Source organism: Sphaerotilus sp. (genome assembly GCF_031429695.1).
Taxonomy (GTDB): Bacteria; Pseudomonadota; Gammaproteobacteria; order Burkholderiales; family Burkholderiaceae_C; genus Sphaerotilus.
Map to the genome: position 1 here is coordinate 1 of NZ_JANPAB010000008.1, position 23,366 is coordinate 23,366.

24 protein-coding genes, 1 tRNA gene, 1 pseudogene and 2 riboswitches are annotated in these 23,366 nt (G+C 67.4%); of the genes and pseudogenes, 14 read left to right on the forward strand and 12 right to left on the reverse strand.

Translation table 11 applies throughout. The features are described from left to right. Nucleotides 1-207 precede the first annotated feature (207 nt). Complete coding sequence (locus RMP06_RS00955; RefSeq protein ID WP_310459983.1) at nucleotides 208-411, reverse strand: hypothetical protein; 204 nt, start codon at nucleotides 409-411, stop codon at nucleotides 208-210. A gap of 60 nt (nucleotides 412-471) precedes the next feature. Then, a complete protein-coding gene (locus tag RMP06_RS00960; protein WP_310459908.1) occupies nucleotides 472-912 on the reverse strand; it encodes a MarR family winged helix-turn-helix transcriptional regulator in 441 nt (146 codons plus the stop codon). Nucleotides 913-1,011: 99 nt separating this feature from the next. Between RMP06_RS00960 and RMP06_RS00965 the strand changes: the two genes are divergently transcribed. From RMP06_RS00965 to RMP06_RS00980, 4 genes are read left to right on the forward strand one after another with little or no spacing between them, the layout of a single operon-like run. Continuing rightward, complete coding sequence (locus tag RMP06_RS00965; RefSeq protein WP_310459909.1) at nucleotides 1,012-2,223, forward strand: 3-hydroxybenzoate 6-monooxygenase; 1,212 nt, start codon at nucleotides 1,012-1,014, stop codon at nucleotides 2,221-2,223. Nucleotides 2,224-2,247: 24 nt separating this feature from the next. Further along, nucleotides 2,248-3,306, forward strand: coding sequence for a cupin domain-containing protein (locus RMP06_RS00970; protein ID WP_310459910.1), 1,059 nt, complete (start codon nucleotides 2,248-2,250; stop codon nucleotides 3,304-3,306). Nucleotides 3,307-3,343: 37 nt separating this feature from the next. Then, a complete protein-coding gene (locus RMP06_RS00975; RefSeq protein ID WP_310459911.1) occupies nucleotides 3,344-4,045 on the forward strand; it encodes a fumarylacetoacetate hydrolase family protein in 702 nt (233 codons plus the stop codon). A 27-nt stretch (nucleotides 4,046-4,072) separates the two neighbouring features. After that, the gene (locus tag RMP06_RS00980; RefSeq protein ID WP_310459912.1) at nucleotides 4,073-5,050 is read left to right on the forward strand and encodes a Bug family tripartite tricarboxylate transporter substrate binding protein; all 978 of its coding nucleotides are present in this window, start codon (nucleotides 4,073-4,075) and stop codon (nucleotides 5,048-5,050) included. Nucleotides 5,051-5,053: 3 nt separating this feature from the next. Here RMP06_RS00980 and RMP06_RS00985 read toward each other — a convergent pair whose 3' ends face one another. Then, nucleotides 5,054-5,983, reverse strand: a complete 930-nt coding sequence (locus RMP06_RS00985) for a LysR family transcriptional regulator (protein ID WP_310459913.1) — start codon at nucleotides 5,981-5,983, stop codon at nucleotides 5,054-5,056. 120 nt (nucleotides 5,984-6,103) lie between these two features. Between RMP06_RS00985 and RMP06_RS00990 the strand changes: the two genes are divergently transcribed. The 3 genes from RMP06_RS00990 (at nucleotide 6,104) to RMP06_RS01000 (ending at nucleotide 9,841) form a co-directional block, all read left to right on the forward strand. Next, the gene (locus tag RMP06_RS00990; protein WP_310459914.1) at nucleotides 6,104-7,108 is read left to right on the forward strand and encodes a Bug family tripartite tricarboxylate transporter substrate binding protein; all 1,005 of its coding nucleotides are present in this window, start codon (nucleotides 6,104-6,106) and stop codon (nucleotides 7,106-7,108) included. Nucleotides 7,109-7,129: 21 nt separating this feature from the next. After that, complete coding sequence (locus RMP06_RS00995; RefSeq protein WP_310459915.1) at nucleotides 7,130-8,329, forward strand: M20 aminoacylase family protein; 1,200 nt, start codon at nucleotides 7,130-7,132, stop codon at nucleotides 8,327-8,329. A gap of 17 nt (nucleotides 8,330-8,346) precedes the next feature. Further along, nucleotides 8,347-8,436, forward strand: a riboswitch (glycine riboswitch). A 6-nt stretch (nucleotides 8,437-8,442) separates the two neighbouring features. Further along, nucleotides 8,443-8,551, forward strand: a riboswitch (glycine riboswitch). 36 nt (nucleotides 8,552-8,587) lie between these two features. Further along, a complete protein-coding gene (locus RMP06_RS01000; RefSeq protein WP_310459916.1) occupies nucleotides 8,588-9,841 on the forward strand; it encodes a D-amino acid dehydrogenase in 1,254 nt (417 codons plus the stop codon). 205 nt (nucleotides 9,842-10,046) lie between these two features. Here RMP06_RS01000 and RMP06_RS01005 read toward each other — a convergent pair whose 3' ends face one another. Continuing rightward, entirely contained in the window at nucleotides 10,047-10,613 is a 567-nt protein-coding gene (locus RMP06_RS01005; RefSeq protein WP_310459917.1) for a hypothetical protein, read from the reverse strand. A 356-nt stretch (nucleotides 10,614-10,969) separates the two neighbouring features. Between RMP06_RS01005 and RMP06_RS01010 the strand changes: the two are divergent. Beyond that, nucleotides 10,970-11,245: pseudogene (locus RMP06_RS01010) on the forward strand (hypothetical protein); the annotation flags it as partial. 5 nt (nucleotides 11,246-11,250) lie between these two features. On the opposite strand, the gene RMP06_RS01015 reads toward RMP06_RS01010, so the two are convergent. After that, the gene (locus tag RMP06_RS01015; protein WP_310459918.1) at nucleotides 11,251-12,141 is read right to left on the reverse strand and encodes a DNA-binding protein; all 891 of its coding nucleotides are present in this window, start codon (nucleotides 12,139-12,141) and stop codon (nucleotides 11,251-11,253) included. 153 nt (nucleotides 12,142-12,294) lie between these two features. On the opposite strand from RMP06_RS01015, the gene RMP06_RS01020 reads away from it, so the two are divergent. The 5 genes from RMP06_RS01020 to RMP06_RS01040 are packed head-to-tail and all read left to right on the forward strand — an operon-like array spanning nucleotide 12,295 to nucleotide 16,846. After that, nucleotides 12,295-13,452, forward strand: a complete 1,158-nt coding sequence (locus tag RMP06_RS01020; RefSeq protein ID WP_310459919.1) for a tyrosine-type recombinase/integrase — start codon at nucleotides 12,295-12,297, stop codon at nucleotides 13,450-13,452. 43 nt (nucleotides 13,453-13,495) lie between these two features. Continuing rightward, nucleotides 13,496-14,509, forward strand: a complete 1,014-nt coding sequence (locus RMP06_RS01025) for a D-2-hydroxyacid dehydrogenase family protein (RefSeq protein ID WP_310459920.1) — start codon at nucleotides 13,496-13,498, stop codon at nucleotides 14,507-14,509. Nucleotides 14,510-14,516: 7 nt separating this feature from the next. Next, nucleotides 14,517-15,722: an MFS transporter gene (locus RMP06_RS01030; RefSeq protein ID WP_310459977.1), complete on the forward strand. Its 1,206-nt coding sequence runs from the start codon at nucleotides 14,517-14,519 to the stop codon at nucleotides 15,720-15,722. After that, entirely contained in the window at nucleotides 15,715-16,293 is a 579-nt protein-coding gene (locus tag RMP06_RS01035; protein WP_310459921.1) for a chromate transporter, read from the forward strand. Before RMP06_RS01030 ends, RMP06_RS01035 begins: the two co-directional genes overlap by 8 nt. Nucleotides 16,294-16,297: 4 nt before the next feature. After that, a complete protein-coding gene (locus RMP06_RS01040; protein WP_310459922.1) occupies nucleotides 16,298-16,846 on the forward strand; it encodes a chromate transporter in 549 nt (182 codons plus the stop codon). 8 nt (nucleotides 16,847-16,854) lie between these two features. Here the strand turns inward: RMP06_RS01040 and RMP06_RS01045 are convergent, their stop codons facing one another. Genes RMP06_RS01045 through RMP06_RS01055 form a run of 3 tightly spaced genes read right to left on the reverse strand, consistent with a single transcriptional unit; the run spans nucleotide 16,855 to nucleotide 18,642 of the window. Next, nucleotides 16,855-17,211, reverse strand: a complete 357-nt coding sequence (locus tag RMP06_RS01045) for a hypothetical protein (RefSeq protein WP_310459923.1) — start codon at nucleotides 17,209-17,211, stop codon at nucleotides 16,855-16,857. Next, nucleotides 17,208-17,957, reverse strand: coding sequence for a 23S rRNA (guanosine(2251)-2'-O)-methyltransferase RlmB (gene rlmB, locus RMP06_RS01050; RefSeq protein ID WP_310459924.1), 750 nt, complete (start codon nucleotides 17,955-17,957; stop codon nucleotides 17,208-17,210). Before rlmB ends, RMP06_RS01045 begins: the two co-directional genes overlap by 4 nt. A 16-nt stretch (nucleotides 17,958-17,973) precedes the next feature. Further along, complete coding sequence (locus RMP06_RS01055) at nucleotides 17,974-18,642, reverse strand: ABC transporter ATP-binding protein (protein WP_310459925.1); 669 nt, start codon at nucleotides 18,640-18,642, stop codon at nucleotides 17,974-17,976. On the opposite strand from RMP06_RS01055, the gene RMP06_RS01060 reads away from it, so the two are divergent. Next, nucleotides 18,641-19,315: an arylesterase gene (locus RMP06_RS01060; RefSeq protein WP_409050069.1), complete on the forward strand. Its 675-nt coding sequence runs from the start codon at nucleotides 18,641-18,643 to the stop codon at nucleotides 19,313-19,315. The genes RMP06_RS01055 and RMP06_RS01060 overlap by 2 nt on opposite strands. A 7-nt stretch (nucleotides 19,316-19,322) precedes the next feature. On the opposite strand, the gene phaR is transcribed toward RMP06_RS01060, so the two are convergent. From phaR to RMP06_RS01080, 4 genes are all read right to left on the reverse strand, one after another. Continuing rightward, entirely contained in the window at nucleotides 19,323-19,904 is a 582-nt protein-coding gene (gene phaR, locus RMP06_RS01065) for a polyhydroxyalkanoate synthesis repressor PhaR (protein WP_310459927.1), read from the reverse strand. 174 nt (nucleotides 19,905-20,078) lie between these two features. Continuing rightward, nucleotides 20,079-20,155 (reverse strand) — tRNA-Val (locus RMP06_RS01070). Nucleotides 20,156-20,209: 54 nt separating this feature from the next. Next, a complete protein-coding gene (locus tag RMP06_RS01075; RefSeq protein ID WP_409050071.1) occupies nucleotides 20,210-22,429 on the reverse strand; it encodes a RelA/SpoT family protein in 2,220 nt (739 codons plus the stop codon). Nucleotides 22,430-22,484: 55 nt separating this feature from the next. Further along, nucleotides 22,485-23,363, reverse strand: coding sequence for an alpha/beta fold hydrolase (locus RMP06_RS01080; RefSeq protein ID WP_310459928.1), 879 nt, complete (start codon nucleotides 23,361-23,363; stop codon nucleotides 22,485-22,487). Between the last annotated feature and the right edge of the window lie 3 nt (nucleotides 23,364-23,366).

The following is a 23,366-nucleotide window of genomic DNA, read 5'->3' on the forward strand; positions in this document are numbered from 1 at the left end:
AGCGCCGAACTGAACGCGGCAATGCGTGAGAACATCGTAGGGCAGACGCTCACAGGGGCTAGCGCAGTCACTACGTCGGCAGCAGCGGCAGGTGGTAGCGGGTACATGGCGAAGCCTTCGGCCCCATTCCGTATCAAGTTGGATCTGCCTGTAGGGACGGATGAGCGGATTACATCTGTGGTGAGGCAGACGGAAGATGCTATGAATTCATCGGAATTTACTACGCGGATGTTGGGTGAATTCGTAAGCATTCTCAGAAGTGATCCGCAGTTGATGCGCCAATTGACGATCTAGGGTCACGCGGACCAGTTCGGTGCCGAGCACGGGGTCGAACAAGGGCGTTGCGGTGCCCGTGCCAGCGGTCCATCGGCCACCGAGGTGGTTGGAAAGGAGTTCAGTGGAGGTGTGCATGACAAGCAGTATATTGCTCAATCATGCTGTTTCATGCTGTCAATCGCGGCATGTAATGAATCAAACTGCATCATCAACGGCATTGGCGATCAACACCGCCAGCATCCGCATGAACTCGCCCCGCTCCTGCGTCGGCAGCGGCGCCAGGATGCGCTCCTGCGCCCGCAGCATCGACGGGGTCACGTCCGCCAGAAGCTGCTGACCCGCTTCCGTCAGCGTCAGCAGCCGCACGCGCCGGTCCTGCGCCGATGCGCTGCGCAGCATCAGGCCCCGCGCTTCGAGCCGGTCGATCACCCCGGCGATGGTCGAAGTGTCGAAGCCGATCGTGCGGGCGAGCGTGCGCTGGTCGAGGCCAGGGGAGTTCTGCACCGCCTGCAGCGCGGCGTACTGCACGGGGGTGACGCCGAACGGTTCGGTCTCTGCCATGAACAGCGCCACGGCGATCTGGTGCAGGCGGCGGATGTCGTGGCCGGGCAGGCTGTTGAGGTCAAGCGTCGGCATGGGTACGGGTTTTCACGGTATAGATATGGATCAATCCTAGCACTACACTTATCATCAGCATACTGACTATGTGCATACTGATTGATGGAGCGCAATGACATGGACAACATGACGAACAAGGCCCCGGTCGTGCTGGTGGCCGGTGGTGGCATCGGCGGCCTCGCGACGGCACTGGCCCTGGTGCGACAAGGCTTCCGGGTGACGGTGCTGGAGCAGGCGCCCGAGATCGGCGAGATCGGCGCCGGCATCCAGCTCGGCCCGAACGCCTTCCACGCCTTCGATGCGCTCGGCATCGGCGAGAAGGCGCGTGGTCGGGCGGTCTACACCGACTACATGGTCATGCATGACGCGGTGGACGAGTACCAGGTCGGCCAGATCCCCACGGGCGAGGCGTTCCGCCAGCGTTTTGGCAATCCGTATGCGGTGATCCACCGGGCGGACGTGCATCTGTCGCTGCTCGAAGGCGCGCAGGAAACCGGGCTGGTGGACTTCCACACCTCAGCCCGCGTCGTGGCCATCGCGCAGGACAGCGACGGCGTGACCGTGACGGTGCAGGACGGCCGCACCTTCCGCGGCATCGCGCTGATTGGAGCGGATGGCGTCAAGTCGGTGGTGCGCGAGCAGTTTGTCGGTGACCCGGCCCGCGTGACCGGGCATGTCGTCTACCGGGCCGTGGTCGAGAAGGACGATTTCCCGGAGGAACTGCGCTGGAACGCCGCGGCCATCTGGGTCGGCCCGAACTGCCACCTCGTGCATTACCCGCTGCGTGGCGGCGAGCAGTACAACGTCGTCGTCACCTTCCACAGCCGCGAGCAGGAGGAATGGGGCGTGCGCGAAGGCAGCAAGGAGGAGGTGCAGAGCTACTTCCAGAACATCTGTCCGAAGGCACGCCAGTTGATCGACCTGCCCAAGTCGTGGAAACGCTGGGCCACCGCCGACCGCGAGCCGATCGGCCAATGGAGCTACGGCCGTGTCACGTTGCTCGGCGACGCCGCGCACCCGACGACGCAATACATGGCCCAAGGCGCCTGCATGGCGATGGAAGATGCCGTGACGCTCGGCGAAGCCCTGCGCACCTGCGGCAATGACTGGACCCAGGCGCTCGACCTCTACCAGCGCGCCCGCGTGGCCCGCACCGCCCGCATCGTGCTGTCGTCGCGCGAAATGGGCCGCATCTACCACGCCAAGGGCGTCGAGCGGCTGGTGCGCAACGACCTGTGGCGCGGGCGTTCGGCCGACCGTTTCTACGACGCGATGGAGTGGCTGTACGGCTGGAACGTCGGCAACTGCCTCGACGCCGCTCAACGCTGAATGCAAGGTTCAAGGAGTTTCCCCATGGAAGACGCTCAACTCGCCCGCCTCGAAGACCTGCCGCCCGCCTACGTGCAGGCGCTGCGCGACCAGAACCTCGTGCCGCTGTGGCCGAGCCTGCGCGGCGTGCTGCCGCCGAAGATCCCGACCCGCCAGACGCAGCCCACGCGCTGGGCCTACGCGCAGATCAAGCCGCTGCTGCTGCAGGCCGGCGAGCTGACGCCGATCGAGAAGGCCGAGCGCCGCGTGCTGGTCCTGGCCAACCCCGGCCACACGCTGGAGAAGATGCAGGCCAGCAGCGCGATGTACCTCGGGATGCAGTTGCTGCTGCCCGGCGAATGGGCGCCGTCACATCGGCACACGCCCAACGCGGTGCGCATGGTGGTCGAAGGCGAGGGCGCCTGGACGACGGTGGACGGCGAACGCTGCCCGATGTCCCGCGGCGACCTGATCCTCACGCCCACCGGCCTGTGGCACGAACACGGCCACGACGGCACCGAGCCGGTGATCTGGCTCGACGTGCTGGACCTGCCGCTGGCCTACTACCTCGAAGTCAGCTACCACCTCAACGGCGGGCGGCAGGAAACCAAGCCGGGGCGTGGCGACAACGCTTACCGACGCGCTGGCGTCACCCCCAGCACCGTGTTCGGCCGCAGCGGCAAGCGGTATCCGATGCTGCGTTATCCCTGGGTGGACACCCGCGCCGCGCTGATCGCCCTGTCCGAGGACCAGCCCGCGCTCGACGACGTGCAGATCACCTACGTCAACCCTGAAACCGGCGAGGACGCGGAAAACATCCTCGGCTTCTACGCCCAGATGCTGCGCCCCGGCCAGACGCTGACGTTGCCAGCGCGCTCGCCCGCCTGTGTCTTCCACCTGATCGAAGGCAGCGCAGGCGTCGAAATCGCGGTGCAGGCCGACACGCCGAGCACCTTCACCCTGGTCGAAGCCGACACCTGCTGCGCCCCTGGCTACACGGGCGTGACGCTGCGCAACCTGTCCGCCGACCAGCCCGCCTTCCTCTTTCTGGCCGACGAATCGCCGCTGCACCGCAAGCTCGGTGTCTACGAAGTCCGCGCCTGAATCTCCTCTGACCACTGAACACCGAGCACTGAACGCCATGACGAACTACCTCTGGAATCCGCCCGCCGTCCAATCCCTGCCCATCCGCGGCTCGGATGCCCGCCTGCCGATCAACCGCATCTTCTGCGTCGGCCGCAACTACCACGCCCACGCCATCGAGATGGGCCGCCCGGTGGACAAGTCGGTCGAGCGTGCCTTCTACTTCACCAAGTCGCCGCAGACGCTGGTAGACAGTGGCGCGACCGTCGCCTACCCGCCCGGCACGTCGAACTACCACTACGAGATGGAGCTGGTGCTCGTCGTCGGCAAGGCGGGTTTCCGCGTCGCCGCCGAGGACGCGCACGAGCTGGTCTACGGCTACGCCTGCGGTCTGGACATGACGCGCCGCGATCTGCAGCTCGTCGCCCGCGACAAGGGCCGGCCGTGGGATCTCGGCAAGGACATCGAACAAGGTTCCGTGTGCAGCGAAGTGGTGCCGATGCCCGGTGTCGTGATCGAGTCGGGCGAGATTGCCCTGCAGGTCAACGGTGTCACCAAGCAGCACTCTGATGTGGACAAGCTGATCTGGAACATCCGCGAAATCCTCGCCGACCTGTCGCAGTTCTATCACCTCGAACCCGGTGACCTGATCTACACCGGCACGCCCGAAGGCGTAGGTGCTGTCGTGGCCGGCGACCGCATCACCGGGCAGGTGGCCGGCGTGGGCGAGGTTTCTCTGACAATCGCCGCAGCCGAATAACCCCTGAAAACGCTTGGAGACACCGCCATGAACCGCCAGACTTTTCTTGCTGCCCTGATCGGCGCCACCGCTTTCGCCCACCTGCCAGCACACGCCCAAGCCGATTTCCCATCCAAGCCGGTGTCGCTCTACACCGCCTTCGCCCCGGGCAGCGGCCCGGATGCCACGCTGCGCCTCGTCGCCGAGAAGCTCGGCAAGCTGTGGAACCAGCGTGTCATGGTCGAAAACCGCCCTGGTGGCGGTGGCTTCATCGCGATGGACACCGTCAAGCGCGCCGCACCGGACGGCTACACGCTGCTGCAGCTCGACAGTGACCACCTTGCCGCCGTGCCGCACCTCTACAAGCAGCGCGGCGCCGATGCGGTGAAGCATTTCGAGCCGGTGGCGTCGATCTTCCGCACCACCTTCATGGTGGCGGTGGGATCCGAGTCGAAGTGGAAGAACATGGGCGACCTGATCGCCGCCGCCAAGGCCGAGCCTGGCAAGGTCACGTATGGCTCGTGGGGTGTCGGCAGCCCCGGCCACCTCGGCGCCGAGCTGCTGGAAGAGCTGACCGGCATCCGCATGCAGCACGTCCCCTACCGCGAGGTGAGCCAGTTGTTCCCCGCCGTCGCCACAGGCGATGTGGCGTGGAGCCTGGGCACGCTGCCGTCGAGTTCCGGCGCGTACAAGGCGGGCAAGCTGCGTTATCTGGCGGTGGCTTCACCCAAGCGCCTGCCGCAGATGCCCGATGTACCGACCGTGCAGGAAGCGGGCGCGCCGGCCGGGTTCGACGTGAACGCCTTCGTCGTGCTGGTGGCGCCCAAGGGCTTGCCGGTGGCGCTGCGCAACAAGATCAACGCCGACGTGGCCAAGGTCATCGCCGACCCGGAGATCAAGGCGCGCTTCGACACCTTCGCCTTCGAGCCGATCACCTGGACGCCCGAGGACATCACCCGTGGCGTCGAGGCCAAGTCCAAGGTCTACGAGATCCTGGTGAAGAAGGCGAACATCAGCCTGGATTGATCATCAGGCTGTATTGACCTGGGTGATGTCTGTGTCCTGCAGCGTCGTGCGCATCAGGTCGCGCACGACGCTCAGGCTCGGCGCGGGCGTGCGCCCCGCCAGCGTCACCAGACCGAAGCGGGCACGGGTGTCCAGCGGTGGCTGCATCGGCAGCTCCACCAGCCCCGGCCCTGCCGCGCGGATCGCGATCAGCACCGCGTCGCTGTGTGTGGCCACCGCCACCAGGCTCGGAACCTCCTCGCAGCGCAGCGTGACGCAGCGCGCCGGGTGCGCCTCGGGGCCGTAACGCTCCATCAGCACCCGCGCCACCTCGTCGCTCAGCGGCGTCGAGGCGATCGGGTAACGCTGCACCTCGGCGAAAGACACACCACCGGCCTGCCGTGACGGGGGCGACTGCACCAGCAGCGGATGCCCCGGCCGGCACATGAACGCCCCGCGCATCTCCAGCAAGGTGTCGATGCACAGGTCTGGCGCCGGGGTCAGCGAGCGTGCATCGACCACCAGCGCATCCAGTTTCCGCTCGCGCAGTGCCTGCACCAGCAGCGCCGTGGTCGCCCGGGACACCTCCAGGTGCAGCCCCGGATGGCGCTCCGCCACCGTCATCAGCAGCGGCGTCATCAGCATCACCCCCGGCCCCGAACCCATGCCGATGCGCAGCACGCCCACCTCGCCCGCCGCCATGCGCCGGCCGCTGTCGAGCAGATCGTCCGCGTCCAGCACCACCTGCCGCGCCCGCGCCAGCACCTCGCGGCCGAACGGCGTCAGCTCGCTGTGCCGCCCGATGCGGTCGAACAGTGGCTGGCCAAGTTCGTCCTCCAGCGCCCGGATGCTGCGGCTCAGCGCCGGCTGGGTCAGGAACAGGGTCTCGGCGGAGCGGCTGAAGGAGCCGTTTTCTGCCAGGGCGATCAGGTGCTTGAGCTGGACCAGTGTCATGACTTCAACTCATCGTTATCTGAAAAACAATGCATTGGACGTGCAGTGGCGTCCATCCTAGGATAGATCCGAGACCACCCGCACGCCCAACATTCCCAACATTCCACCGGAGACAAACCCATGAACCGCAAGACCTTCCACCACCGCACCCTGGCCCTGTTCGCGGGCCTGTGCCTGACCGGCGCGACCGCCATGGCGCAGACCTTCCCGGCCAAGCAGGTCAACCTGATGGTGCCGTACCCGGCGGGCGGGCTGTCGGACGCGATCGCGCGGATCGTGGAGCGCCCGCTGGCGAAGGCATTCGGCCAGCAGGTGATCGTGGAAAACCTCGGCGGCGTCGGCGGCGCGCTGGCGGCGCAGAAGGTGCTGGCCTCGCCGGCGGATGGCTACCTGGTCTACCAGGGCTCGCCCAACGAGCTGATCCTGGCGCCGCTGGCCCTGCAGGCGGTGAAGTACAAGGCGGAGGATTTCCGAATGGTGCAGATCATCGGGGCGTTCCCGATGGCGGTGCTGGCGCGCAAGGAGCTGGGCGCGAACAACATCGAGGAGCTGGCGGCGCTGGCGAAGAAGTCCGCCGCCGAGGGCAAGCCGCTGACGTATGGCAGCGTGGGCGTCGGGTCGTTCTATCACATCCTCGGCGAGCATTTCGCGCACCAGGTCGGCGCGGCGATGACGCATGTGCCGTACAAGGGCGCAGCCCCCCTGTTCCAGGATCTGGCCGGCGGGCAGGTGGACGTGTCCTTCATCGTCATCGGCGCGCAGCAGATGGGGCTGATCGAGCAGGGCCGCATGAAGGTGCTGGGCACGCTGGCGCCGGCGGGCAAGGTCGAGGCGCCGTTCCTGAAGGCGTTCCCGAGCATCAACGACAGCAAGGTCGTCAAGGACTTCGCCTACAACGCCTGGACGGGTTACTTCGTGCGCAAGGACACGCCGGAGCCGGTGGTGCAGGCCCTGAACAAGGCGCTGGCCACGGCGATGGCCGATCCGGATGCCCGCAAGCAGCTGGAACAGATCGGCGGGATGCTGCCGGCGCCGATGACCCCGGCCGAAGCCACGAAGGAGTACGAGGCGCAGACGGCCCGTTTCCGCGCCATCGCCAAGTCGATCAAGCTCGAAGCGCAGTGACCTTGCAGTGAGCCCCACGCCATGACCTACCTGCTCGACGCGCTGAACGCCCGGATCGGTGAATTCGTCCACCTGCGCCGCGACCTCCACCAGCACCCCGAACTCGCCTTCGAGGAACACCGCACCGCCGCGCTGGTCGCCGACAAGCTCGACGGCTGGGGCTACGCGGTCGAGCGGGGCATCGGCGGCACGGGCGTGGTCGGGCGGCTGGTGCGCGGCACCGGGGCGCGGCGGCTCGGGCTGCGGGCCGACATGGACGCGCTGCCGATCGAGGAGGCCTCGGGCACGGCCTGGGCCAGCGTGCGCCCCGGGCTGATGCACGCCTGCGGCCACGACGGCCACACGGCGATGCTGCTGGCCGCGGCCCGGCACCTGGCCGAACACGGCGACTTCGACGGCACGCTGCACCTGGTGTTCCAGCCGGCGGAGGAGGGCGGCGGCGGGGCGCTGCGCATGATGGCCGACGGGCTGTTCGAGCGCTATCCGTGCGACGCCATCTTCGCGATGCACAACATGCCCGGCATCGCGCAGGGCCACCTCGTCTTCCGGGACGGCGCGGCGATGGCCTCGTCCGACTACGCCACCATCACGGTCGACGGCACCGGCGGCCACGGCGCGATGCCGCACCGCGCGGCCGATCCGATCGTCGCGGCGGCCAGCCTGGTGATGGCGCTGCAGACCGTGGTGTCGCGCAACGTCGATCCGCTGCACGCGGCGGTGGTGACGGTCGGCGCGCTGCACGCGGGCCAGGCCAACAACGTGATCCCGGCGAGCGCGCGGCTGGAGCTGAGCGTGCGGGCGCTGGACCGCGAGGTGCGCGCGCTGCTGGAGCGGCGCATCCGGGCGGTGGTGGCGGCGCAGGCGGAGAGTTTTGGCTGCACGGCGCGCATCGACTGGCGGCCGGGCTACGCGGTGCTGGTGAACACGCCGGCGCAGACCGCGTTTGCGCGCGCCGTGGCGCTGGAGCTGCTCGGCCCGGACCAGGTGACGCTGCACGGCCCGCCGCTGACGGGGAGCGAGGACTTCGCGTTCATGCTGGAGCGGGTGCCGGGCAGTTACCTGCTGATCGGGAACGGGCTGGGCGGGCAGGGCGGTGACGGCAGCCCGGCAGCGTCGGCCTGCATGGTCCACAACCCCGGCTATGACTTCAACGACGCGAATCTGCCGGTCGGCGCCGCCTACTGGGTGCGGCTGGCCGAGCGGTTTCTGGTGAAGGGCTGACGGCAAGCCCGCTGCACCCGTTTTCTGCAGGAGAGCACCGGCCCCGAGCCGGTCACCGAAGGCGCAAACTCCCATGAACGCTCAGGTCCACGTACTGCAACCACACACGCCGTCTGGAGAGACTCCACGCCCGCACCGCTGACACGGTGTGCAGCGTGAAGCGCCGAAGGAGCAAGGCCCCGGGACCGACCCGGCGCTGAATCTCTCAGGTACCAAGGACAGGGGGAGCGGCATGAAGAACGCGAAAGCGACTACCTCATGCAAGTCATCGTCCTCGGTGCCGGCCTGCTCGGCACCACGTCCGCCCATTTCCTGCGCCAGCTCGGCCATGACGTGACCGTCATCGACCGGCAGGCCACCCCCGCCGCCGAAACCAGCTTCGCCAATGGCGGGCAGGTCTCCGTCAGCCACGCCGAGCCGTGGGCCAACCCGTCGGCGCCGCTCAAGGTGCTGCAGTGGCTCGGCCGGGAAGACGCCCCGTTGTTGTTCCGGCTGCGCGCCGATCCGCAGCAGTGGCGCTGGGCGCTGCAGTTCCTGCGCGAATGCACGCCGGCCCGCACGCGGCACAACATCGCGCAGATTGTCCGCCTGGGCACCTACAGCCGCGAGACGCTGCAGCAACTGCGGCGCGACCTTGGCCTGCAGTACGACCAGCGCACGCAGGGCATCCTGCACTTCTACACCAGCCAGAAGGAGTTCGACGCCGCCGAGGCGCCCGCCGCGCAGATGCGCGAACTCGGCTGCGACCGGCGCGTGATCTCGGCCGACGAGGCGGTGCGGCTGGAGCCGGCGCTGCGCCACATCCGGCCGACGCTGGCGGGTGCGACCTACACCTCGGAGGACGAGTCGGGCGACGCGCGGCAGTTCACGCTCGCGCTGGCCGAGCGTTGCCGGCAGGACGGCGTGCGCTTCCGGATGGGCCACACCGTCACCGCGCTGCACGAGGTGGGCGGCCGGATCGAGCACGTCGAGGTGACGGACGCCGATGGAGCATTCCAGCGGCTGCGCGCCGATGCCTTCGTCGTGGCGATGGGCAGCCTGAGTCCGCTGTTGGTGCGGCCGCTGGGCATCCACCTGCCGATCTACCCGGCCAAGGGCTACTCGGTGACGATGCCGGTGAAGGATGCGTCGATGGCGCACGAGGTCTCGCTGACCGATGACGAATACAAGCTCGTCTTCTCGCGCCTGGGCGACCGGCTGCGCATCGCCGGGACGGCGGAGCTGAACGGCTACAGCCGTGACCTGAACGCCGTGCGCTGCGAGGCCATCGTGCGGCGGACGGAACAGCTTTTTCCGGGTGCGGGCGACACGGCGCAGGCGCAGTTCTGGACCGGCCTGCGCCCCGCGACGCCGAGCAACGTGCCGATCATCGGCCAATCCCGCCTGCCGAACCTGTTCCTCAACACCGGCCACGGCACGCTGGGCTGGACCCACGCCTGCGGCTCGGGCAAGAGCGTGGCGCGCATCGTCAGCGGGCTGGCGCCGGAGGTGGGGTTTGCGTTTGTGGGGTGACGGGCTCCCTCTTTCGGTCAAAAGCAACAGCCAATTGCACATTCCGATGTACATCTGATGCTACGATACAGTCTTGAAAGGCTTTCCCGAGCAAGTGCAAAAGGAAGCGCCGCCAAGGCAACTTGGTCCCACCTGGAGTGGGAGTCCCGAAAGGGTAGAGAAACTTGCATGCAACGGCCACCCCAAAGGTGGCCGTTTGTCTTTTCTAGCGTCCTCGGGTGTATGTGTTCTTCAAGATCACACGAAAGCTCATCTTCGGAGCTTCCCGCAGCCGCTTGGTCAATGTCTCCAGGACATAGCCGCTCTGGACGCGCAAGAGTAGGCGGCGCTTGCGCTTGCTGTCTCGTCTCACTTCAAAGAAGACAGCGTAGTTCGACGGAACAGCTCCAGGCTCCGCAGGCCGTATCTCGAACGTCACGAAGTTGGGCCTGGCAGGGTCGGCAACCTTGATGGGCCTAGTCTGAAGTTTCTGAATCAGTCGGGGCAGGTATTCGCGAGAAAGTTCGTACCGCGTCTTGTCCAGGACGCGGCGGATGCTGCCATCCATCACGACATGGGCCTCATCGACATCTTCCCCTTCTTCAACTTCACGAGAGAAGCAGTGGTTCGAGAAGAAGACAACGACAGCAACGCTCACGGAGCCGCCTGGGGAGGCCTCTACTTGCGTGTTGAATGCAAACGCCTCCAGATGCTCGAACGTCCACAGCTCACCCCCGTATACCAAAGGCGAAAATCGATGGCCATCCGTGACCGCGTCGATGTGGTCATCCATTGAAATCATTGTCATCAGGCAGCCCCCTGTTCTTTTTCGACCCCCAACCTGATGGCATTGCGGGGAACGCTTGGGAGGATTGTAGGTAAGCCCCTCAGCGCGCGGCCCGCCGCGCCCGCGAGGCCGAAGGCGAGCCTGTACCGCCTTCACCCGCGGCCGTCACCCCACGCCGCGCCCTGATCCGAACGCGAAGCCGCTGGCCGGTTAACCTAACGGGTCTTCGTCCCCAGGAATGCTGCCGAAGCATCCCGAGAAGAGGCCTCAGCGCTGAGTCGTCATAGCTCATCAAGCTGAAAAGCCATGGTTTTTATATCCGGCTGGCTTATGCCGGTTTCCTGTTCCACTGGACCTCGGACCCTGACCAGGTGACGCTGCACGGCCCGCCGCTGACGGGGAGCGAGGACTTCGCGTTCATGCTGGAGCGGGTGCCGGGCAGTTACCTGCTGATCGGGAATGGGCTGGGGGGGCAGGGCGGGCAGGGCGGCGACGGCAGCCCGGCGTCGTCGGCCTGCATGGTGCACAACCCGGGGTACGACTTCAACGACGCGAACCTGGCGGTGGGGGCGGCGTATTGGGTGCGGCTGGCGGAGCGGTTTCTGGTGGGTGATGGATCCTCGCCTTCGCGAGGATGATGGCGCTACTTCCCGTCATGCCCGCGAAGGCGGGCACCCACGCCCACGCCTCGCCGCTCACGCAGCTTGACCCGCAGCCGCTCGGCCTCGACCCGATCCAGCCGCTCCTGCAGCGCCTGCGCGCGCACCTCCATCCGCCCCAGCGCCTGCACCTGCGCGACGAACTGCGCCTGGGCGCGGGTGCGTTCGTCGGCCAGCGCCTGCGCGGCGGCGGTGCGCTCGTCCTGGACGAGGGTTTCCGCACGCAGGCGGGCCTGGCGCTCGCGGTCCATGTCGGCGCTGGCGCGGCGCTCGGCCTGCAGGACGCGCTGGGCGGCGTCGACCTGGGTGTGGGCGAGGTCGGCGGCGTGCTGCTGGCGGGCGTCTGCGTGCCGCTGCCGGGCATCGGCGAGGGCGTCGGCGCTGGCCTGGGCGTGGCGGTCGAGCGTGCGCAGGCGCTCGGTGAGACTGGCGTGTTCGGCGGCGTGGGCGATGCGCAGGGCGTCGAGTTCGGCGGCCAGGGCCTGGCTGCGGGCGCGCTCGGTGGCCAGCGCGGCCTGGCTGGCGTCGCGCTCGGCCTGTGCGGCGGCGGCCAGGGCTTCGGCGTCCAGCGCCCGCGATTCGGCCTGTCCACGGGCCAGGGCCTGCGCGGTGTCCCAGAGCTGCCGGGCGAGCGCCTGGACCGGCTCGGGCGCGGCGGCGTCGGCAGCCGCAGCAGCCTCCAGGCCACGGAAGACCTGCGGATCGGCGATGCGGGCGCCGAGCCGGGCGAACCAGCTGTCCAGGTGCGGGCTGACGGTGTTGGGCGAGCCGCGGCCGATGTGCTGGCGCACGCGCTCGATGGTGGGGCGCTGGCCGTCGAGGAGGAGCGCGTCGGCGGCGCGCCAGACGTCCTGGTCGGTGATGCCTTTGGCCATGTGCGGGGGGCTCCTGAGGCGCGGTGAAGCGCCCTCTTTCGTTTGGATGAATAACTAACGATAATTGAAGCTTATCGCTAGTGATGCTGCTTATCTGTCAGATATCATACAGCACACACCGTATTTCATACATTCACTGGACAACCTTCCCCCATGACCGCTGCCGCTGCGTTTTCCTCCGACCTGGTCGTGCTCACCCCCGATGGCCGCACGCCGCTGCTGGTCGTGGACGAGCTGCCCGAGAGCAGCCAGGCCGCCGTGCGCGCGCTGCTCGACCAGGGCGAGTCGCCCAACACCGTGCGCAGCTACCGCTCGGGGCTGCGCTACTGGGCCGCCTGGTTCAGCGTCCGCTATGGCCTGCGCCTGGCGCTGCCGCTGCCGGTGCCCGTGGTGCTGCAGTTCATCGTCGACCACGCCGAGCGGCTGGACGAGGCTGGCCGGCTGGTGCATGGGCTGCCTCCTGCCGTGGACGCCGCGCTGGTGGCGGCCGGCCACAAGGCCGCCCCGGGCGCGCCGGCGCTGGCCACGCTGGTGCACCGGGTCAGCGTGCTGTCCAAGCTGCACCAGCTGCAGGGGCTGGACAACCCCTGCGAGGACGGCCGGGTGCGCGAGCTGATGGCCCGCATGCGCCGGGGCTACGCGCGCCGGGGGGCGCAGCAGGTCAACGCCAAGCCGGCCCTGACGCGCGAGCCGCTGGAGGCGCTGCTGGCCACCTGTGACGCCTCGCTGGTCGGGCGGCGGGACCGGGCGCTGCTGCTGTTCGCCTTTGCCAGCGGCGGGCGCCGGCGCTCGGAGGTGACGGCGGCGACGCTGGACAACACCCGCGCGCAGGCCGGGGGCTGGGTCTACCAGATGGGGGTGTCCAAGTCGAACCAGGCCGGCCGCGCCCGCGCCGACAGCCACAAGCCCATCGTCGGCCGCGCCGCCGAGGCGCTGCAGGCCTGGCTCGACGCCTGGGCGCTGGCGGCCGCCGCCGCCGGCCAGCCCGCCCCCGGCGGCGCCATCTTCCGGCGCATCGGCAAGTCCGGCGTCCCCGGCGCGGCGCTCTCCGCGCAGTCCGTGCGCCTCATCGTCCAGGCCCGCTGTGCGCTGGCCGGGCTGGGCGCCGGCTTCTCCGCCCACTCCCTGCGCTCCGGCTTCGTCACCGAGGCAGCGGCTCAGAACATCCCCATGGCCGAGACCATGGCCCTCACCGGCCACCGCTCTCCCGCCTCCGTGCTGGGCTACTTCCGCAAGGGCGAGGTGCTCGGCATGCGTGGGGCGGCTCTGCTGGATGGCGGTGGGGACTCGGGGGGCAAAAAGGACAAGTGAGCAAAGGCAGGCACAATATCGGGTTCCCGCGCGCGACCACTACATGAACATCATCATCCTCGACGACTACCAGGACGCCGTGCGCAAGCTGCGGTGTGCCGAACGTCTGGAACTACAGAACGTCAAGGTCTTCACCAACACGGTCAAGGGCATCGGCCAGTTGTCCGTGCGGCTGAAGGACGCGGAAATCCTCGTCCTGATCCGTGAACGCACCCAGTTTCCACGCGCCCTGCTGGAAAAGCTGCCGCGCCTGAAGCTGATCGCCCAGACCGGGCGCATCGGCACGCACATCGATGTCGAGACCTGCACCCGGCTGGGGATCGCCGTGGCCGAGGGCGTTGGCTCGCCGCTGGCGCCGGCCGAGCTGACCTGGTCGCTGATCATGACGGCCATGCGCCGGTTGCCGCAGTACATCGGCAACCTCAAGCACGGCGCCTGGCAGCACTCGGGCCTCAAGGCCGGCTCCATGCCGCCGAACTTCGGGCTTGGCATGCGTCTGCATGGCAAAACGCTCGGTATCTGGGGCTATGGCCGCATCGGCAAGCTGGTGGCGGGCTACGGCCGAGCCTTCGGCATGAAGGTGCAGATCTGGGGCAGCGAGCTTTCCCGCTTGCAGGCAGTGGCGGACGGATTCGAGGCCGCCGAGAGCCGCGAGGCGTTTTTCGGCGATGCGGACGTGCTCAGCCTCCACCTGCGCCTGAGCGACGACAACCGCGGCCTGATCACCATGGACGATCTGGCGCGGATGAAACCGACTTCGCTGTTCGTCAATACCTCGCGGGCGGAGCTGGTCGGCGACACCTTGCTGGTGACGGCGCTCAACCGGGGCCGCCCCGGCATGGCAGCAGTCGATGTGTTCGAGAGCGAGCCGATCCTGCAAGGCCATCCGCTGCTGCGCCTCGAAAACGCGGTCTGCACGCCGCACATCGGCTACGTGGAACTCGACACCTACGAGAACTACTTCCGTGCCGCGTTCGACAACGTGACCGCCTACCTGGCTGGCACACCGACAAACATCGTCAACCCGGACGCTTTCAAGCTCCACCCGGGGCTCTGACTTGACCGTGGCAGCGCCCTCGCCCGTGGTCGCTGCGGGCAGCGTGGACGGCCCGGCGCTGGCGGCCAGCCAGCGCGCCCTGCTGTTCGGCAATTTCACCATCGGCTGCGGCGTGATGGTGGTGCCCGGCTCGCTCAATGACCTGGTGCGCTCCCTGGAGATTTCAGTCGCACTGGGCGGGCAGCTCATCAGCGTGGGCGCCATCGGCTTGTGCCTGGGAGCACCGCTGCTGGCTGCCTTGCTGGCCGGCTGGGACCGCCGCTACCTGCTTACCCTGACGCTGCTCTGGTACGGACTCGGGCACCTGCTCTGCGCCCTCGCCCCGAATTATGCCGCGCTGCTGCCGCTGCGGGCGTTGGCCGTGCTGGGCGCGGCAGTGTTCACGCCGCAAGCGGGTGCAGCCATGGGTTTCATGGCACCGCCCGAGCGACGCGGCCGGGCCATCACCACCATCTTTCTCGGCTGGTCCTTCGCCTCGGTGCTGGGGATGCCATTGCACGCCTATATCGGCGAGGCGTTCGGATGGCGCTGGGCATTCGGGCTGGTGGCGGTGCTGGGCCTGATCGGTGCGGGCTGGGTCTGGCGGGCGCTCCCGTCCGGGGTCAAGCCGCCGGTGTTGTCGCTGCGGGCGTGGTCCGAGGTGTTCACGCACCCGGTGCTGATGGCGGTGATCGTGGTCACGGCGCTGAGCGGCGCAGGCCAGTTCACCCTGTTCGCCTACATCGCGCCCTACTACCGCCAGGTGCTGGGTGCGACGCCGCTGGAGGTGAGCCTGCTGTTCATGTGGTTCGGCGCCTGGGGGCTGGCGGGGAACGTGGTGCTCAGCCGCCATGTGGACCGAATCGGCGCGGCCCGTGCGGTCGGGCTGTACCTGTCCGGCATCGCACTGAGCCTGCTGGTCCTGCCGGTCGCGGCACGGCCGGGGGTGATGGCGCTGGTGATGATCCCTTGGGCGTTTGGCACGTTCGCCTCGAACTCGGCGCAACAGGCCCGGCTCGGCCATGCGGCGCCGCTGCTGGCTCCGGCGCTGCTGGCGCTCAACACCTCTGCGATTTACCTCGGACAGGCGATTGGTGCGATGTCGGGCGGCGCGATCATCAGTGCGGCCGGTTTTGGCTCGCTGCACTGGGTCGGACTGGTCTGGACCTTGCTCGCACTGACGCTCAGCGGCTGGGCAGCGCGCCGCATGCTGCGTGATCCGGCCCATGTCTGACACAGGGGCACGGCAGCACCCTGCTTCGCCGATGGTGATGTTCTGGGTCTTCAGCAAGCTGGCCTTGCAAGGCTTTGGCGGCGTGATCGCCATCGCGCAGCGGGAGCTGGTCGAGCGCCAGCGCTGGCTGTCGACGGCCGAGTTCCTGGAACTGTTGGCGGTCAGCCAGGTGTTGCCGGGGCCGAACGTGGTGAACCTGTCGCTCATGCTGGGCGACCGCTATTTCGGCTGGCGCGGCGTGGTGGCGTCGGTCGCGGGCATGCTGTTGTTGCCGATGCTGGTGGTTCTGGCGGCGGCAGCGCTGTACGGCCGGTGGTCCGACCTGCCGCAGGTCTCGGGTGCACTGCGCGGCATGGGCGCGGTGGCGGCAGGGATGATCATCGCGACCGGCTTGAAAGCCATTCGGGGCTTGCGCAAGAACCCGCTTGGCTTGCGCATCAGCCTCTGCTACGCGGCGCTGACAGTGGTGCTGATCGGCGCGCTGCGGTTTCCGATGGCGGCGGTGGTCATCGGGCTGGGTGCCGTGACGATGGGCCATGTGGCGTGGCTGCTGAAGCGCCGGACGGCATGACGACATGACCATCGCCGCCCTCTCCGCCACTGACCTGCTGCAGATGTTCCTGCACTTCACGTTGATGTCGCTGCTCTCGGTCGGCGGCGCCATCACGACCGCGCCGGACATCCACCGCTACCTCGTCCACGAGCACCACTGGCTGACCGACACCCAGTTCACCGACTCGATCGCCCTCGCACAGGCGGCGCCGGGGCCAAACCTGCTGTTCATCGCCGTGCTCGGCTGGAACGTCGCCGGGCCGCTGGGCGTGGTAGCGGCAATGTCGGGCATCCTGCTGCCGAGTTCGGCCATCGCCTGGGCCGTCACGCGCTGGGGTCGGCAGCGGCCGGAGCACCTGGCGGTGCGCGTCTTCACGAACGGGCTGACGCCGCTGACGGTCGGGCTGCTGCTGTCCACCGGCTGGGTGCTGTCGCAGCCGGTGCTGGGCCACGGCCAGCCAGGCGGCCTCGTGCTGATCGCGGTCACGGTCGTGGTGATGCTGTGGACGAAGATCAGCCCGATGTGGCTGATCGGGCTGGGCGCCGTGGTGGGTGCGCTCGACCAGGCCTGAATCGCCCCTCAGCGCGGGCTCTCGTAGAAGACGTAGGACGTCGAGTAGTCGCTGATCTCGAAGTAGACGCGCTTCTCGCCCTCGTCCTGCGTGCCGTTGAGGTTCTCGTCGAGCACGCCATAGCCATAGCGGTAGGGACGCGGCAGCTTGTCATCAGTGCCGTAGGCAGTGCTCATCTTGTCGATGCGGATGAAGCGCCGCACCAGCTTGTCGCCAGCATAGATTTCCAGCACGCCGTTCGTGCCCGTCCAGTTCTGGACGCTGCGGCGGATCTCGTTCTGCTTTTCCTGGGTGCAGCCGACCAGCGTGGCCACGGCAAGCACCAGGACGGGAACAGACAGGCGATGGGGCCACTTGGTCGTCATGCGGACACTCCCTTGCGCAAACGCTGGCGCAGCACTTCGTACAGACACACCGCCGAGGCAACCGACACGTTCAGGCTCTCGACCGCGCCGTGCATCGGGATGTGCACCAGCACGTCGCAGGTCTTGCGCGTCAGCGCCCGCTTGCCGGCGCCTTCGGCCCCCAGCACGACAGCGACCGGTCCGGTGAGGTCCAGGTCATAGATCGACTGCTTGGCGTCGTCGCTGGTGCCAACGATGAGGATGTCGCGCTCCTTCAGCTCGCCCATCGTGCGCGCCAGGTTGGTCACCATGAAGTACGGCACCGACTCGGCCGCACCGCTGGCCACCTTGGCGACCGTGGCGTTGACACCGACCGCGTGGTCCTTCGGCGCAATGACCGCGTGCGCGCCCGCGCCGTCGGCCACGCGCAAGCAGGCGCCCAGGTTGTGCGGATCGGTGACGCCGTCCAGCAGCAACACGAGCGGCGGGCCCTCGACGCTGTCGAGCAGGTCGTCGATCGAGTGGTTCACGGCGAGCACAGTGACCCGTGCAACGACACCCTGGTGGCGCGTCGTGCCCGCGAGCTTGTCCAGACGGGCGCCATCGCTCTCGACGATGGTGCGACCGCTGGCCTGCGCGCGCTCGATGAACTGGCGCATGCGCGCATCACGGCGGGCCGTGTCGATGTGGACCTCACGCACGGACTCGGGCGCCGTCTTCAGACGGACCTGCACTGCGTGGAAACCGAAAAGTAGTGTTCCTGACATAGCCTGTGATGGTAGCTCAGACCATGCGCCCGGCCTCCAGCCGGATCTGCCGATCGCAGCGTTCGGCGATGCGCGGATCGTGCGTGACGAGGATCAGCGTCGTGCCAACCTCACGGTTCAGCTCGAACATCAACTGCATCACCGACTCGCCGGTCGCATGGTCCAGGCTTCCGGTCGGCTCATCGGCCAGCAGCAGCGCCGGGCGTACCACGAAGGCCCGCGCCAGCGCTACCCGTTGCTGTTCGCCGCCGGACAGCAGCTTGGGATAGTGCCCGAGCCGCTGTCCCAGGCCGACACGGCCGAGCATGTCGGTGGCCAGCGCCCGCGCCTTGCGTTCGCCGCGCAGCTCCAGCGGCAGCATCACGTTCTCGAGTGCGCTCAGGTGGCCCATGAGCTGAAAGCTCTGGAACACGAAACCAATGCGCTCGCCACGCACCGCCGCCCGTGCATCCTCGTCCAGCGCGAACAGATCGATGCCATCGAGCCGGACCGTGCCGCTGCTGGGCGTGTCCAGACCGGCCAGAATCGACAGCAGCGTGCTCTTGCCCGAGCCTGATGCCCCCACGATCGCCACCGATTCCCTCGGAGCAAGCTGGAAACCGATCTCATGCAGAATTGTCAGCTCACCTGCGGAATCCCGGACGCGCTTGCTCACGCTGTCGACTTCAATGATCGCTATACCCATGCTGAACCCTGTTGACACCTCTGTTTGGACGCGACGCGACTGTATCGCGGGGCTGGTGTATTGCGTGGCAGCGGGTGTTGGCGGTGTGGCCGGCACTGCCCGTGCGGCGATACCCCACAAGATCCTGGTGCTCGGCGACAGCCTGTCTGCAGAATACGGGCTTGCCCGGGGTGCGGGCTGGGTCGCGTTGATGGAGGCACGGCTGACGACGGAAAAGATCGCCGCAAGCGTGGTCAATGCGAGCATCAGCGGCGACACCACCTCGGGTGGGCGGTCGCGCATCGGTGCCCTGCTCGCGCAGCACCGACCTACGCATGTCGTGGTCGAACTGGGCGGCAACGATGCGCTGCGCGGTCTGCCATTGAAGAGTAGCCAGAACAATCTGGCCGCCATTGCCCAGGCGGCCAAAGCAGCCAGTGCGAAGGTGCTGGTGGTGGGAATGCAGGTGCCGCCGAACTACGGCGGGGCCTATGCGCGCGACTTTGCCGCGATGTTCGCGCAGGTGGCCAAGTCGGAAGGCGCGGCGCTGGTACCGTTCCTGTTGACCGGCGTGGCCGATGACCCGGACCCGGTGCGCTGGTTCCAGGCGGACCGCATCCACCCGAACGCCGCCGCACACCCACGGATCCTCGACAACGTCTGGCTGGTACTCCAGCCTTGGCTGAAGTCTTGATGCAGATTCAGGGCTTGACCGGCGGAGGGAAGCCAGCCATGCCGGGGAAGAAACTCTCGGCCTGCTTCTGCATCTGCTCCTGCATCTGCGTGAAGATGGACTTCGACTGGTCGAGGTAGTTGCTCATCATGTGCTGCATGGCCGGTGGTTGCACCGCCATGAACTGCGCCCAGGCGTCCGGGTTGAACGCTTTGCCTTCGTAGAGGCCACCGGTCTGGTCGGCGAACCGTTTCTGCAGATCGACGAAGCCCTGCAGATTGCGCTCCATATACTCGCCCATCATGCCTTGCATGGTATGGCCATAGAACCGGATGAGCTGCGCCAGCATCTGGGTCGAGAACATCGGCATGCCGGCGCTTTCTTCTTCCAGGATGATCTGCAGCAGGATGCTGCGCGTCAACTCTTCGCCGGACTTCGCGTCCCGCACCTCGAAGTTTTCCGCATCCAGCACCATCTGCTTGACGTCGGTGAGCGTGATGTAACTGCTCGTCTGGGTATCGTAGAGGCGGCGGTTGGGATACTTCTTGAGCACGCGCGGTCCGTCGGGCTGACCTGTGGCCGTTTCCGCGGCGCGGCGATTCGATGGCATGCAACTCTCTCCTGTGTGCGTCTGCACAAAGATTCTAGGCAGCCCCCGGCAGGATCACTCGCTAGGGTTTGCCCCGGACTTCACCCAGATCAACGGGTACGAACGGTGTCCGATGACGCCGGACAATGAAAAAGGCGCTGACAGGGATGTCAGCGCCTTTTCAATTTTTCATTCTGGTAGGCGCAATTGGATTCGAACCAACGACCCCCACCATGTCAAGGTGGTGCTCTAACCAACTGAGCTATGCGCCTGAAGAGCCTCGAACTATAGCGTATTTTTGGATTCAGTCAATCGTTTCAGGCCACTTATTTTCTTCTGGCACTTTGAACACCGGGCACTTCACCCACCTGGCGAAGCACATGCGCCAGTGCCGTGGAGTCACGGACCTCGATCGTGAACGTCATCCGGGCCGTGTCGCGCACAGTCTGGGTGTTGACGCCGATGACATTGGATCTTTCGCGGGCAAAAACCTCGGAGATGTCGCGCAGCAGCCCTTGCCGGTCCTGCGCGATGACCGAGAGATTGACCGGATATACCGCCGGACGGCCCAGCACCGAGGCGGCTTCGCCCCACTGGACATCGATCATGCGCTCGGGATTGCGGCAGGCCAGTTGCCGCAGGTTGGCGCAGTCAGCGCGGTGTACCGCCACACCCTTGCCGCGTGTAACGAAGCCGCCGATGGCATCGGGTGGCGCCGGCCGGCAGCAGTGGGCCAACTGGGTGAGCAGCGACTCGACGCCGACCACCAGCACCGCGCTGCGTCCGCCCGACCCGGTCGCCGCCGGCTTGAACAGCGGCATCTCGGACTCGGGTGTCGGTGGCGCGACAGGCGCAGGCGGTCTCAGCACGCTCTCGATGTTGCGCAGCGAGAACTCGTCCTTGCCGACCACCTCGAACAGGGCTTCGGCATTGCGGAAACCGAGCTGCCCGGCGAGATCATCAAGCTTGACCGACGTCTTGCCCTCACGCTGCAGGAGCTTGTCCACCGCCTCGCGCCCGCGGGCGATCGTCTCCTGCAAGGCCCGCGCGTTGAACCATGCCCGCGCCTTGGCCCGCGACCGCTGGCTCTTGAGGTAACCAAGCTGCGGGTTGAGCCAGTCCAGCGACGGTCCGCCCTCCTTCGCAGAAATCACCTCGACCGTCTGGCCACTCACCAGCGGCGTGTTCAGCGGGACCATCTGGCCATCCACGCGCGCGCCGCGGCAGCGGTGGCCCAGATCGGTGTGCAGGTTGTAGGCGAGATCGACCGCGGTGGCGCCTGCAGGCAGCTCGATCAGCCGGGTCTGTGGCGTGAAGACGTAGATGCGGTCTTCGAAAATGCCCTGCGCCGGCGTGTTGTGGCCAATGAAATCGCGCTCCCAGGCCAGCAGCTGCTGCAGCACCGCACGCCGCGCCTGTGCCACCCGGCCCTCGAAGTCGCCCGCAGCGCTCACACCGGCATAGCCCTTGGTGCCAGCCTCCTTGTATGCCCAGTGCGCCGCCACGCCGCTCTCCGCGTGGTCGTGCATCTCGCGGGTGCGGATCTGGATCTCCAGCGGCCGATCGTCCTCGTCGAACACGACGGTGTGCAGCGACTGGTAGCCATTCGGCTTGGGCCGGGCAATGTAGTCGTCGAACTCCTCCGGCAGCGGGCGCCAGACGTCGTGCACCCGGCTCAGCGCGGCGTAGCAGTCTGGCACCGAGGCGACGATCACCCGCAGCGCACGCAGATCAAACACTCCGGACAGCTTGAGTTGCTTGCCCTGCATCTTCTTCCAGATGGAATACAGGTGCTTCGGGCGACCGGAGACCTCTGCCTGCAAGCCGACCCTGGCCAGTTCACGCACCAGATGGTCCCGCGCGGCGTCGACACCCTGCTCGCGTTCGGTGCGCTTTTCGGCCAGCTCGGTCGCGATGCGCTTGTAGTCGTCCGGACGCAGGAAGCGAAAGGCCAGGTCCTCCAGCTCCCACTTGATCTGCCAGATACCCAGCCGGCTCGCCAGCGGCGCGAACACTTGCTGCGCCTCGCGCGCCAACGCGACCGGGCACGGCGCCTTGGTGACCGCGTAGAAGCGCAGCGTCTGCAGCCGCGACGCCAGCCGCAGCAACACCACCCGCAGGTCGCGCGAGAACGCCAGCAGCATCTTGCGCACCCGCTCCAGCTGCTCGGCCAGCAGCTCGCGGTCGGTTTCGTCGGTCCAGGCGTTGCGCGCGTTGCGTTGGATGCGCACCAGTTGGCGTGTGTGCGCCACCAGGCTCGCGTACGAGGCACCGAACGCCTGCTCGACCACGTTTTCCGGCTCGCTCAGGTAGTCGCCGGCGTACACCAGATAGACCGCCGCCTGCATCGAGGGCGCCGCGCCGATGCCGCGCAGGATCTCGGCCACACCGTCGGCGTGGTCGAGCGCGTTTTCACCGGTGTCAAAGCGGCTATTGGCCAGCAGCGGCTGTGCGAACTGGCGTGCCCGGTCAAGCCGGTCCATCTCCTGCGAGATGGAGATCAGCTCACCGGTATCGCCAGTCGTGTCTGCCGCCAGCTGGACAATGGGCGCGGCGGCCTCGGCGGGTTCGAGGCGGATGCTCTTCACGCGGACAATCTCCTCAGGCGAGCAGAAACTCGCGCACGCAGGCGATCTGGTCGTCGGCGATCAGGGTCGGTGCATGCCCGATACCGGCAAACTCCACGCATGGCGCCTTCGGTCCGCGCTGGCCCATGGTCCTGGCCGTCTCCGCCGACAGCAGGTCGGACGCCTGACCCCGCACCAGCAGCGTCGGCGCCGTGATGCTGTCGTAGGCCTTCCAGAGCATGGCCTCGCTGAACGCGGCGAGGTCCGCAGTGAAGGCCCGGAACGGCACGGCAATCGCGGGGTCGTAGGTGAACATCCAGCCGCCTTCCGGCGCTGGCTTGAGCTGCGGCCGGGTCAGTGCCAGCCACTGGTCGCGGGTGTGGGGGCCAAAGCTCTGCGAGATGCTCCAGAGGAAATCCGCACCCGCTTCGAGTGAAGGGAACCGCATCGGCGCACCCAGGTAGGTGCCAATGCGCTGCAGCGAGGCGAATTCGATCACCGGCCCGACATCGTTCAGCACCAGACGGCTGATCGGTGACGCCACACCCTGCGCGTGCAGCGACGCCAACGACAGCCCGATCAGCCCGCCCATCGACGTGCCGACCCACGACACCTGCTCCACATTCAGCCGCGCCAGCAGCGTGACCATGTCCGCCACATAGGTGGGCACGGCATAGAGCATCGGGTCCGGCAACCAGTCCGACCGGCCGCGCCCGACGACATCCGGGCAGACCACCCGGAAATCGGCCGCCAGCGCCTGCGCGAGCGTGTCGAAATCGCGGCCCTGGCGCGACAGGCCATGGGCGCAGACGACGACGCGGGGGTTGTCCTGCGCACCCCACTCCCAGTAAGCCATGCGGTGCAGGCCCTTGGGATTGGCGCAGGTGACGTGGTGCAGACGGGGTTCAGGCATGGG

Coding starts and splice junctions, on each gene's coding strand:
- RMP06_RS00955 (WP_310459983.1), bottom strand. CDS start 411: ATGCACACCTCCACTGAACTCCTTTCCAACCACCTCGGTGGCCGATGG.
- RMP06_RS00960 (WP_310459908.1), bottom strand. CDS start 912: ATGCCGACGCTTGACCTCAACAGCCTGCCCGGCCACGACATCCGCCGC.
- RMP06_RS00965 (WP_310459909.1), top strand. CDS start 1,012: ATGGACAACATGACGAACAAGGCCCCGGTCGTGCTGGTGGCCGGTGGT.
- RMP06_RS00970 (WP_310459910.1), top strand. CDS start 2,248: ATGGAAGACGCTCAACTCGCCCGCCTCGAAGACCTGCCGCCCGCCTAC.
- RMP06_RS00975 (WP_310459911.1), top strand. CDS start 3,344: ATGACGAACTACCTCTGGAATCCGCCCGCCGTCCAATCCCTGCCCATC.
- RMP06_RS00980 (WP_310459912.1), top strand. CDS start 4,073: ATGAACCGCCAGACTTTTCTTGCTGCCCTGATCGGCGCCACCGCTTTC.
- RMP06_RS00985 (WP_310459913.1), bottom strand. CDS start 5,983: ATGACACTGGTCCAGCTCAAGCACCTGATCGCCCTGGCAGAAAACGGC.
- RMP06_RS00990 (WP_310459914.1), top strand. CDS start 6,104: ATGAACCGCAAGACCTTCCACCACCGCACCCTGGCCCTGTTCGCGGGC.
- RMP06_RS00995 (WP_310459915.1), top strand. CDS start 7,130: ATGACCTACCTGCTCGACGCGCTGAACGCCCGGATCGGTGAATTCGTC.
- RMP06_RS01000 (WP_310459916.1), top strand. CDS start 8,588: ATGCAAGTCATCGTCCTCGGTGCCGGCCTGCTCGGCACCACGTCCGCC.
- RMP06_RS01005 (WP_310459917.1), bottom strand. CDS start 10,613: ATGGATGACCACATCGACGCGGTCACGGATGGCCATCGATTTTCGCCT.
- RMP06_RS01015 (WP_310459918.1), bottom strand. CDS start 12,141: ATGGCCAAAGGCATCACCGACCAGGACGTCTGGCGCGCCGCCGACGCG.
- RMP06_RS01020 (WP_310459919.1), top strand. CDS start 12,295: ATGACCGCTGCCGCTGCGTTTTCCTCCGACCTGGTCGTGCTCACCCCC.
- RMP06_RS01025 (WP_310459920.1), top strand. CDS start 13,496: ATGAACATCATCATCCTCGACGACTACCAGGACGCCGTGCGCAAGCTG.
- RMP06_RS01035 (WP_310459921.1), top strand. CDS start 15,715: ATGTCTGACACAGGGGCACGGCAGCACCCTGCTTCGCCGATGGTGATG.
- RMP06_RS01040 (WP_310459922.1), top strand. CDS start 16,298: ATGACCATCGCCGCCCTCTCCGCCACTGACCTGCTGCAGATGTTCCTG.
- RMP06_RS01045 (WP_310459923.1), bottom strand. CDS start 17,211: ATGACGACCAAGTGGCCCCATCGCCTGTCTGTTCCCGTCCTGGTGCTT.
- rlmB (WP_310459924.1), bottom strand. CDS start 17,957: ATGTCAGGAACACTACTTTTCGGTTTCCACGCAGTGCAGGTCCGTCTG.
- RMP06_RS01060 (WP_409050069.1), top strand. CDS start 18,641: ATGCTGAACCCTGTTGACACCTCTGTTTGGACGCGACGCGACTGTATC.
- RMP06_RS01055 (WP_310459925.1), bottom strand. CDS start 18,642: ATGGGTATAGCGATCATTGAAGTCGACAGCGTGAGCAAGCGCGTCCGG.
- phaR (WP_310459927.1), bottom strand. CDS start 19,904: ATGCCATCGAATCGCCGCGCCGCGGAAACGGCCACAGGTCAGCCCGAC.
- RMP06_RS01080 (WP_310459928.1), bottom strand. CDS start 23,363: ATGCCTGAACCCCGTCTGCACCACGTCACCTGCGCCAATCCCAAGGGC.